7 protein-coding genes are annotated in these 8353 nt (G+C 73.8%); 2 read left to right on the top strand and 5 right to left on the bottom strand.

Features of this window, described 5'->3' with window-relative positions:
• Window positions 1–108: 108 nt before the first annotated feature.
• Window positions 109–945 carry a sulfurtransferase gene (locus ACFXB5_RS51150; protein WP_385222350.1) on the bottom strand — a complete coding sequence of 279 codons (837 nt, stop codon included), beginning with the start codon at window positions 943–945 and terminating at the stop codon, window positions 109–111.
• A 288-nt stretch (window positions 946–1233) separates the two neighbouring features.
• On the opposite strand from ACFXB5_RS51150, the gene ACFXB5_RS51145 reads away from it, so the two are divergent.
• A complete protein-coding gene (locus ACFXB5_RS51145; protein ID WP_385222347.1) occupies window positions 1234–2007 on the top strand; it encodes a VOC family protein in 774 nt (257 codons plus the stop codon).
• Window positions 2008–2104: 97 nt separating this feature from the next.
• Here the strand turns inward: ACFXB5_RS51145 and ACFXB5_RS51140 are convergent, their stop codons facing one another.
• From ACFXB5_RS51140 to ACFXB5_RS51125, 4 genes are all read right to left on the bottom strand, one after another.
• Window positions 2105–2749, bottom strand: coding sequence for a thymidine kinase (locus tag ACFXB5_RS51140; RefSeq protein WP_385222344.1), 645 nt, complete (start codon window positions 2747–2749; stop codon window positions 2105–2107).
• 87 nt (window positions 2750–2836) lie between these two features.
• On the bottom strand, window positions 2837–4078 hold the full coding sequence (locus ACFXB5_RS51135; RefSeq protein ID WP_385222342.1) for an alkaline phosphatase family protein: 1242 nt from the start codon (window positions 4076–4078) through the stop codon (window positions 2837–2839).
• The gene (locus ACFXB5_RS51130; protein ID WP_201852682.1) at window positions 4078–4674 is read right to left on the bottom strand and encodes a DUF5998 family protein; all 597 of its coding nucleotides are present in this window, start codon (window positions 4672–4674) and stop codon (window positions 4078–4080) included. Before ACFXB5_RS51130 ends, ACFXB5_RS51135 begins: the two co-directional genes overlap by 1 nt.
• A gap of 140 nt (window positions 4675–4814) precedes the next feature.
• Window positions 4815–7748 (bottom strand): GNAT family N-acetyltransferase, encoded by a 2934-nt coding sequence (locus ACFXB5_RS51125; RefSeq protein ID WP_385222339.1) that lies wholly within the window; start codon window positions 7746–7748, stop codon window positions 4815–4817.
• Window positions 7749–7937: 189 nt separating this feature from the next.
• Between ACFXB5_RS51125 and ACFXB5_RS51120 the strand changes: the two genes are divergently transcribed.
• Entirely contained in the window at window positions 7938–8219 is a 282-nt protein-coding gene (locus ACFXB5_RS51120; protein ID WP_137979878.1) for an HPr family phosphocarrier protein, read from the top strand.
• Window positions 8220–8353: the final 134 nt, after the last annotated feature.

The following is an 8353-nucleotide window of genomic DNA, read 5'->3' as shown; positions in this document are numbered from 1 at the left end:
TGGGCCTCCGTCTCTCTCCCCCCCCGCCCCACCGCCGCGGGTGCGGGGCCCCCCCCCCCCCCGCCCGCCCCCCCCCCGCGGGGGGGGGCCCGGGCCCCGTCGATGTGGTCAGCCCCGCTCGGGGCCGGTGGCCACCGGACGGGCGCCATCCGAGGACCATTCGCTCCAGGAGCCGACGTACAGGGCCGCCGGAACGCCCGCGACCGCCAGCGCCAGCACCTGGTGCGCGGCCGAAACCCCGGAGCCGCAGTACACCCCGACCTCGGCGTCCCCGGTGGCGCCCAGGGCCGCGAACCGCTCGGCCAGCCGCTCGGCGGGCAGGAAGTGGCCGTCGTCCGTGACGTTCTCCGCCGTGGGGGCGGAGACCGCGCCCGGGATATGGCCGCCGACGGGGTCGATGGGCTCGACCTCCCCCCGGTAGCGCTCGCCCGCACGCGCGTCCAGCAGCACCCCGCGCCGGGCGAGCGCCGCCGCGTCGTCCGCCTCCAGCAGCGGCACGGCCCCGGGGCGCGGGACGAAGTCGCCCTCGTGCGCGTCCGGCACCTCGGTGGTCAGCGAGCCACCGACCGCCGTCCAGGCGGGCAGCCCCCCGTCGAGCACCCGCACGGACGGATGCCCCGCCCAGCGCAGCAGCCACCACGCGCGCGCCGCGGCCCACCCCGGTCCGCCGTCGTACGCCACCACGCGCCGGTCCTGGCTCACCCCGGCTCGGCGCATCGCGGCCGCGAACGCGGAAAGATCGGGCAGGGGGTGGCGGCCGGACTTTCCGGGCGGGCCCGCGAGCTCGGTGTCGAGGTCGACGTAGACGGCACCGGGCAGATGCCCCGCCTCGTATGCGGGGCGGCCGGGAGGCCCGCCGAGCTGCCAACGCACATCGAGCAGGAGCGGAGGATGATCCTCCGTTAGCTCACTCATGAGATCGGATGCGGTGATGATGGTATGCATAGGGATCATCCTTGCGTAGGTATTCCTGCGTCGATTGGACCACCCGGCCACCCGGTGTACGTCCGGGCGACACCAGAGCGCAATAAAGCCGAAACGGATGTGTGGTAATAATCCGGGCATTCTGCTGCGAGGCACGGCGAATTGCGGTTCCGCCAGGGCGCTATGTGCGACAGGTGGTGCAAACATCTGTCGGGCCCCCCGCATCAGCACCTCCGCACGACCGCCCCGCGCCGCCGACCGGCCCGGGGCCGTACCGTCCACCACGATGGTCCGAGGAGAGAATGACGTATGACCGAGGCAGCGACTCGGCGCACACCCGGCACGCCCTGCTGGACGAGTCTGATGGTGCACAGCCTTGCCGCGACACAGGACTTCTACCACTCCCTGTTCGGCTGGGAGTTCACCCCGGGCCCCCAGCAGCTCGGCGCGTATGTCCGCGCGGTGCAGGGCGGCCGGCCGGTCGCCGGGTTGAGCGAGCTGCCTCCGGAACGCCATCTGCCCGTGGCCTGGATGACCTATCTGGCCTCCGACGACGCCGATGAGACCGCCGAGATGATCCGCGCGTGCGGCGGCACCGTGGCGGTGGGCCCGCTGGACGCCGACGAGGCCGGCCGGATGCTGATCGCCGCCGACCCCGAGGGCGCGGTGTTCGGGGTGTGGCAGGAGTGCAGGTACGCGGCGGCGGAGCCCGGGGCGCCGGGCACCCCGGTCTGGCACGAGCTGCTGACCCGTGACGGCACCGGGGTGCTGAAGTTCTACAAGATGGTCTTCGGCTACCAGGCGGAGGCGGCGGCCCCGGAGGAGCCGGGCTGCCGCACGCTGCACCTGGACGGCCGGCCGGTCTGTGCGATCCAGAGCGTGGGCGACGCCCTGCCGCGCGGCCGGGGCCCGTACTGGATGACCCACTTCGCGGTGGACGATGTGGACGAGACGGTGCGCCGGGTGACCGCGCTGGGCGGTCAGGTGGTGCGGCCTCCGTCGCGGGGAGCGAGCGGCCATCGGGCCACGGTGCGGGACCCGGAGGGGGCGGCCTTCACCGTCGTACGGCGCACGAAGGGATGAGGCGGAGCGCCGGCCGGGGGCCGGGGAGGCCATGAGCCGAGCGCCGGCCGAGGGCCGGGAGCCGGAAGGCCGGGAGCCGGTCCACGGGAGGACGCCGTCAGTCGACGGGCAGCACATCCGGCGACAGGGCGGCCGCGCGCGCCCGCGCGGCCGTCATCCGGCGCCGGTGGTGGCGTCGGCACAGCACCTCGTAACCGACCTCGGTCCCCGGCCGGTTGACGTCGCCCACGACCACCTGGGCGCCCTCGACGACCATCTGGCCGCCGACGGTACGGGCGTTGTGCGTCGCCCGGGCGCCGCACCAGCACAACGCCTCCACCTGCAGCACCTCCACCCGGTCGGCGAGCTCCACCAGGCGCTGGGAGCCGGGGAAGAGCTTGCTGCGGAAGTCGGTGGTGATGCCGAAGGCGAAGACGTCCACCTCCAGGTCGTCCACCACCCGGGCGAGTTGGTCGATCTGCGGCGGGGTCAGGAACTGCGCCTCGTCGGCTATGACGTAGTCGACCCGGCCCCCGGCGGTCAGCGCCTGGACCACATGGGTGTAGAAGTCGAGGTCGTCGGCGACCTCGATGGCCTCGGTGGCCAGCCCGAGCCGTGAGGAGAGCTTGCCCTCGCCCTCCCGGTCGTCCCGGGTGTAGATCATCCCCTGGAGCCCGCGCGCCGAGCGGTTGTGCTGGATCTGCAGAGCGAGGGTGCTCTTTCCGCAGTCCATCGTTCCGGAAAAGAACACCAGCTCGGGCATGAGGAGGCGGGGCCTTTCGTAGGGCGGGGGAGACCGGGGCGGGCGTGAACGGGGCGGGGGTGACCGGGGCGGGGTGACCGGGGGCGCTCAGGAGCGTACTTCGAGGAGCGGCACCAGCTGTTCCAGAGGGGTCATCGAACCGTGCAGCCCGACCATGGCGGACTCCTTCGGCTCGGTGTGCGAGGCGACGATCGCGACGTCGTCGCACGCGGCGGCGACAATATCGCCGATCCGCCGGTACACCCGGTCGTCGACGCCCTTACCGCCGCCATCGGCACCGCCGGGCCCGCCGAACCAGCCCGCCTCGATGGCCTCGTCACGGTCGGCCACCCACATTCGCTCCCCCAGCACCTCGCGCCAGACGGCCAGCACATCGCCCGCGGCACCGGGGACGGCGTACACATGGCGGGCCCGGCCCTCGCCGCCGAGCAGCGAAACGCCCGCGCGCAGCTCCCAGTCCTCGTCGAAGTCGATGCGCGACTCCGGGTCGAACGGGATGTCGATCATGCCGTGGTCGGCGGTGACATAGAGCGCCGAGCGGGGCGGGAGGCTCTCGGCGAGCCGCTGGGCGAGCCCGTCGACATAGCGGAGCTGATCGCGCCACTCGGGCGAGTCCACGCCGAAGCGGTGCCCCTTACCGTCCACCTCGCTGTAGTACGTGTAGACGAGCGAGCGGCCCGCGGCACCGAGCTGCTCGGCCGCGAGGTCCATCCGCTCCTCACCGGTGAGCCGCCCGTGGAAGGTGCCGCCGCTGAGCGCGACCTTGGTGAGCGGGGTCTCGGCGAAGGTGGGCGCGGAGACCTGACAGGTGTGCACCCCCGCGGCGTCCGCGAGCTGGAAGACGGTCGGATACGGCTGCCAGGCGTGCGGCTCCGTCCAGGGCTGCCAGCGGAGCTGGTTCATCAGCTGGCCGGTGTCCGGGTCCCGCACCGTGTAGCCGGGCAGGCCATGGGCACCGGGCGGCAGCCCGGTGCCCACCGAGGCGAGCGAGGTCGCGGTGGTGGACGGGAAGCCCGCGGTGAGCGGCTCCCCCGAACCGTTCAGCGAACTGGACAGCAGCGAGGTCAGAAAGGGCGCCTCGCCGGGGTGGGCGCGCAGCAGCTCCCAGCCGAGGCCGTCCACCAGGAAGACGCAGACACGGTCGGCGGGGGCGAGGACCAGATCGGAGGAGAGCCCCGGGATCTCCTGGCCCGCGGCCACGGCGGGCAGCAGATCGGCGAGCGAACCGGTGCCGTACCGCGGCAGGGGCGCGGAGCGGGGGTCGAGCGGGGTGGGCTCGGGCCAGAAGGAGGCGGTGGAGGGCAGCGGGCCGGTGGTGGAGCCGGACATCAGCGGCTGGTGTCCGGGGTGGCCGCGGTGGCCTCGGAGAGCGCCTGGGCGAAGGCGAGGGTCTGCCGGACGGTGTCGGGGCCGTCCCCGGCCTCGCTGACGCGCAGGCTGAGGTCGTCGGCGGTGGAGGATCCGGTGTAGCCGTGGTCGGCCTCGCAGTTGGGGTCGCCGCAGGCGGCGGGCTCCAGGTCCAGACGGCTGACGGCGCCCCAGCCGATGGTCAGCACGACCTCGCGGGGCAGCGTGCCCGGGGTGTACGACTCGGGGTTGGCGACGACGCGGCTGAGCACGACCGAGGAGATCCGCTGGAGCTTCACGGACTCGGTGGAGGTGGTGGCGTACGGCGACGGGGAGGTGCCGTCCGCGGCCTGCTCGTCGGTGTGGCTGACGATGAAGCGATTGTCCGTGAGGACGAGGACCGTCACATGGCGGCGGACCTCGTTGGCGTCGAAGGTGGTCTCCTGGTGGACCAGGAACGACGCAATGGGCTCGCCGCCCACGGCGGCCTCCACCGCCTCGGCCACGAGTGCCGGGTAATAGCCGCTGCGCTCGATCGCCGCGCGCAGCCCCTGGGTCGTCGTACCGGTCTTCGCCATGTGCACCATCCTACGGGGCGACGCCGACGCGGGCGCCCGTGCCTGTCGAGGCCCGGACGACTCCCGCCAAGGTTCGGACGACCGCACGCCGAGGTTCGGACGACCCGGCAGACGGCTCGGCGGGCGGCTCAGTAGGCGGCTCAGTAGGCGGGCATGTGGCGGGGGCCGAGGTCGGTGCGCGGGGGCGGCGGGGCGAGCCGCGCCGAGGCGCCGAGCACGGACAGGCCGTGCTGGGCGACGACGACGGGTTCGAGATCGACGGCGACCATCTCGGGGTGGTCGTCCACCAGGCGGGACACCCTCAGCAGCAGCTCCTCGAGGGCCGCGGTGTCCACCGGCTTGGAGCCGCGCCAGCCGAACAGCAGCGGCGCGGTCCGGATGGACCGGATCAGCTCGGCGGCGTCCTGGCCGGTGACGGGGACGAGGCCGTGGGCGGTGTCGCCGAGCAGTTCGGACGGGGCGCCGGCGAGCCCGAAGGAGAGCACGGCCCCGGCGGCGGGGTCGATGGCGGCCCGTACGACGGTGTCCACGCCGCGCGGTGCCATCCGCTGGACGACCAGCCCCAGCTCCTCGGGACGGCCCAGGTAGTCGGTCAACTCGGCGTAGGCCCGGCGCAGTTCCGTCTCGCTGCCCAGCTCCAGCCGCACCCCGCCCAGGTCGGCACGGTGGCGCAGATGGGAGGCGGTGGGCTTGAGCGCGACCGGGAAGCCGAGCCGCTCGGCGGCCCTTACGGCGGCGTCGGGGTCGGGCGCGGGGAGGGCGGGAAGCACGCTGACTCCGTAGCGGGCCAGGAGGCGCTGGGTGTCGGCGGCGGACAGTTCGACGCCGGGGCCCGTGCCGTCGAAGGCCCCGCCGCTCGTGGCTTCGCCGATCCCGACGGCCACGTCACGGCCGGTGCCGACGCCCGTGTCATGGCCGGTTCCGGCACCCGGGCCGGCGCCGGCTCGGGCACCCGGGCCGTCGCCGGTACCGGCTCCTGTGCCGCCGCCGCCCGGACCGTCGGCCGGGGCGAGCAGCACCTGGATGTCGGCCGCCGCGCCCGCCTCGTCGATGTCGTCGTACTGCGGCACCCGCCCGGGCTCGGCGGCCTCCTCCCGCCAGCGTGCGTACCGTACGGCCTCGGCGAGCGCGCGCACGGCCCGCTCGGCGGCGGGGTAGGCGGGGATCCGGCGGGTGCCCGGGGCGGGCTCGCCGCCGGTGCCGGCCAGGGCCTGCGCGAGCTCCTGGATCTCCAGGTGGACCACCGCCACCGGCTTGGCCGGACCGGGCCCGGGAGCCTGCGCCGCCTCCCTTACGGCCGCGGCGAGGGCCTGAGCACTGCCGTCGCCGACCCAGGGGATGGCGGTGACGACCACGGCGTCGCAGGTTTCGTCGGCGAGGGCCTCGGTCAGGGCGCGCCGGAAGTCGTCCGGGGTGGCGTCCGTGGTCAGGTCGCGGGGCGGCAGCGGGCGGAGTTCCTCGGTGAGGCAGGCGTCGTAGGTGATCAGGCCGAGCGACTCGGAGTTGCCGAGGATCGCGACGCGCGGACCGGCGGGCAGCGGCTGGGAGGCGAGCAGCACCCCGGTGTCGGCGAGTTCGGTCACGGTGTCGACCCGGATGACGCCCGCCTGCCGCAGCAGATCGGAGACGGTGGCGTCCGGGATCCGGGTGGTGGGCACGGCATGGCCGGTGGGGGCGCTGCCGGTGTGGCGGGCGCCCTTGACGACGACCACCGGTTTGACGGCGGCGGTGCGCCTGGCGAGCCGGGTGAACTTGCGGGGGTTGCCGATCGACTCCAGGTACATCAGGACGACGTCGGTCAGCGGATCGTCGTACCAGTACTGGAGCAGGTCGTTGCCCGAGACGTCGGCGCGGTTCCCGGCGGACACGAAGGTCGATATCCCCGCGATCCCGGCGAGGCTCGCCAGCCCGGCGCCGCGCCGGTTCAGCCCGGACAGCAGGGCGATGCCGATCGCCCCGGACTGGGTGAACAGGCCCAGCCGGCCGGGGTTGGGCAGCTGTGGGGACAGGGAGGCGTTCAGCCGGACGCCGTCGGCGGTGTTGATGACGCCGAAGGCGTTGGGGCCGATGACGCGCATGCCGTAGGACCGGGCCTGGCGGACCAGGTCCCGCTGCCGGTCGCGGCCCTCGCCCCCGCTCTCGGCGTATCCGGCGGAGAGCACGACGAGCCCCTGGACGCCGTGGTCGCCGCATTCGGCCACGACGGCGGGCACCCGCTCGGCGGGGACGGCGACGACGGCCAGGTCCACGGGCTCCTCTATGGCGCGCAGCGAGCGGTGGGCCGGGACGCCCTCGGGCTCCAGCCGCGTCATGTCGTCGGGGAAGGCGTGGTTGACGGCGTGGACGCGCCCGGTGAAGCCGCCGTCCAGGAGGTTGCGCAGCACGGTGCGGCCGACGCCGCCGGGCGTGCGGCTGGTGCCGATGACGGCCACGGAACCGGGCGCGAGCAGCCGCTGGACGGACCGGGCCTCGGCCCGCTGCTCGCGGGCGCGCATGACGGCCAGGGAGCGGTCGGTGGGTTCGAGGTCGAACTCGAGGCGGACGACCCCGTCCTCGAAGCTGCGCTTCTGGGTGTAGCCCGCGTCCGTGAACACCTTGATCATCTTGTTGTTGGCGGGCAGCACCTCGGCGGCGAACCGCCGGATGCCCCGTTCGCGTGCCACGGCGGCGATGTGTTCGAGGAGCGCGGAGGCCACCCCGCGGCCCTGGTGGGCGTCCTGGACGAGAAAGGCGACCTCGGCCTCGTCGGCGGGGGCCGTGGCGGGCATCCCCCGGCCGTCGATGCGGTCGTACCGAACGGTGGCGATGAACTCATCCCCCACGATGGCCGCCAGGCCCACCCGGTCGACGTAGTCGTGGTGGGTGAAGCGGTGGACATCGCGATCGGAGAGACGGGGGTAGGGCGCGAAGAAGCGGTAGTACTTCGACTCGTCCGAGACCCGCTCGTAGAAGCTGACCAGCCGCTGGGCGTCATCGGTGGTGATGGGACGGATCTGGGCCGTACCGCCGTCCCTGAGCACCACATCGGCTTCCCAGTGGGTCGGGTAGGCGTGATCGTCCGACGGGCTCCGCATGGGAGCCAGGGTACGGGCCCGCCCGGTCCGGATGGTGGACACCCTTGCGTCGGGGCCGAGTGTCGGGGAAGGTCCGTATCGGGCCAGTCCGGGCATGGCCGGGCTCACTCGGACATCGTTCGGGTGAATCCGGACACCGTATGATTTTGGTCTAGACAACAGCACCCGTCACACCTGAAGGGCAACACCATGGCTGAGCGCCGCGTCACCATCGGCTGGGCCGAGGGCCTGCACGCCCGCCCTGCGTCGATCTTCGTCCGGGCGGCCACCGCCTCCGGCGTCCCCATCACGATCGCCAAGGGCGACGGCACCCCGGTCAACGCCGCCTCCATGCTGGCCGTGCTCGGCCTGGGCGCCCAGGGCGGCGAGGAGGTCGTCCTCGCTTCCGACGCGGACGACGCCGAGGTCGCGCTCGACCGTCTGGCGAAGCTGGTGGCGGAGGGCCTCGAGGAGCTTCCCGAGACCGTCTGACCGCGGGCGAGTCCCGTCTGGAATTCCCGGGTCATTCCCGGGTGATTTCAGGGATTCGGCACGGCGGGGCCGCGGTGGCCGGGAGGGTGCGCCGCGGCCCGCCGGGGTTGAGGTGGGCCCGCCAGGATTGGCCA

Origin of the sequence: Streptomyces sp. NPDC059455 (assembly GCF_042750115.1) — a bacterium.
In the GTDB taxonomy this organism is placed as follows: Bacteria; Actinomycetota; Actinomycetes; order Streptomycetales; family Streptomycetaceae; genus Streptomyces; species Streptomyces endocoffeicus.
Note: the sequence above shows the minus strand (reverse complement) of the source record. Positions and strands in the feature narration are given on the sequence as shown.